Annotated in this window: 2 tRNA genes and 2 rRNA genes; all 4 read right to left on the reverse strand. The window is 49.0% G+C overall.

Going from position 1 to position 2,033, the window contains the following annotated elements:
* Positions 1–518: ribosomal RNA gene (locus tag FD44_RS09770) — 23S ribosomal RNA — on the reverse strand; the annotation flags it as partial.
* Between the two features lie 178 nt (positions 519–696).
* Positions 697–769, reverse strand: a tRNA-Ala gene (locus tag FD44_RS09775).
* Positions 770–795: 26 nt separating this feature from the next.
* Positions 796–869: transfer RNA gene (locus FD44_RS09780), tRNA-Ile, on the reverse strand.
* 87 nt (positions 870–956) lie between these two features.
* A 16S ribosomal RNA gene (locus FD44_RS09785) occupies positions 957–2,033 on the reverse strand; the annotation flags it as partial.

The raw sequence follows: 2,033 nt of genomic DNA on the forward strand, positions 1-2,033 counted from the left end.
CCTTTCCCTCACGGTACTGGTTCACTATCGGTCACTAGGGAGTATTTAGCCTTGGGAGATGGTCCTCCCGGATTCCGACGGAATTTCACGTGTTCCGCCGTACTCAGGATCCTGAACTGAGGGCTTTCGATTTCGCTTACTGGACTTTCACCATCTGCGGTTAGGCTTCCCAACCTATTCAACTATCGAAAGCTTTGGTAACTCAAATGTTCAGTCCTACAACCCCAACAAGCAAGCTCGTTGGTTTGGGCTGTTCCCCGTTCGCTCGCCGCTACTTAGGGAATCGATTTTTCTTTCTATTCCTGTGGGTACTTAGATGTTTCAGTTCCCCACGTCTGCCGTTACTTGAGTATGTATTCCCCAAGCAACAATCATCGACTAAGATGATTGGGTTTCCCCATTCGGAAATCTCCGGATCAAAGCTTACGTACAGCTCCCCGAAGCATATCGGTGTTAGTCCCGTCCTTCATCGGCTCCTAGTGCCAAGGCATTCACCATGCGCCCTTCATAACTTAACCTAGCTATCACTTCGTGATAACGGTTAATTGAGTATGTTACGCGATATAAACTTGTTTCAAAACTCAAAAAATACGCGGTGTTCTCGGCTTTAATTAATTTATTACAATAAAATTAAAGGAAAAAATTGATATTATCTAGTTTTCAAAGATCAAATTNTCTTTGACCAATTAGGGTCAATGGAGAATAGCGGGATCGAACCGCTGACCCCCTGCTTGCAAAGCAGGTGCTCTCCCATCTGAGCTAATTCCCCATATTAACATGTTTTCGCATGTCGAGTGGGCCTGAATGGACTCGAACCATCGACCTCACGCTTATCAGGCGTGCGCTCTCACCAACTGAGCTACAGGCCCAAATAGCTGTTCTCGCATTTTTGAGAGTAAACCCCTCAAAACTAAACAAAGTTTCGACTTATGTGCAACCTTCCGTATTATCCTTAGAAAGGAGGTGATCCAGCCGCAGGTTCTCCTACGGCTACCTTGTTACGACTTCACCCTAATCATCTGTCCCACCTTAGGCGGCTGGCTCCCGAAGGTTACCGAACCGACTTTGGGTGTTACAAACTCTCATGGTGTGACGGGCGGTGTGTACAAGGCCCGGGAACGTATTCACCGCGGCATGCTGATCCGCGATTACTAGCGATTCCAACTTCGTGTAGGCGAGTTGCAGCCTACAGTCCGAACTGAGAACGGCTTTAAGAGATTAGCTTACCCTCGCGAGTTCGCGACTCGTTGTACCGTCCATTGTAGCACGTGTGTAGCCCAGGTCATAAGGGGCATGATGATTTGACGTCATCCCCACCTTCCTCCGGTTTATCACCGGCAGTCTCACCAGAGTGCCCAACTTAATGCTGGCAACTGATAATAAGGGTTGCGCTCGTTGCGGGACTTAACCCAACATCTCACGACACGAGCTGACGACAACCATGCACCACCTGTCATTCTGTCCCCGAAGGGAACGCCTAATCTCTTAGGTTGGCAGAAGATGTCAAGACCTGGTAAGGTTCTTCGCGTAGCTTCGAATTAAACCACATGCTCCACCGCTTGTGCGGGCCCCCGTCAATTCCTTTGAGTTTCAACCTTGCGGTCGTACTCCCCAGGCGGAATGCTTAATGCGTTAGCTGCAGCACTGAAGGGCGGAAACCCTCCAACACTTAGCATTCATCGTTTACGGCATGGACTACCAGGGTATCTAATCCTGTTCGCTACCCATGCTTTCGAGTCTCAGCGTCAGTTACAGACCAGACAGCCGCCTTCGCCACTGGTGTTCTTCCATATATCTACGCATTTCACCGCTACACATGGAGTTCCACTGTCCTTTTCTGCACTCAAGTTTATCAGTTTCCAATGCACTTCTTCGGTTGAGCCGAAGGCTTTCACATCAGACTTAACAAACCGCCTGCACTCTCTTTACGCCCAATAAATCCGGATAACGCTTGCCACCTACGTATTACCGCGGCTGCTGGCACGTAGTTAGCCGTGGCTTTCTGGTTGGATACCGTCACAACGTGAACAGTT

The organism is Secundilactobacillus malefermentans DSM 5705 = KCTC 3548, assembly GCF_001436395.1.
Taxonomy (GTDB): Bacteria; Bacillota; Bacilli; order Lactobacillales; family Lactobacillaceae; genus Secundilactobacillus; species Secundilactobacillus malefermentans.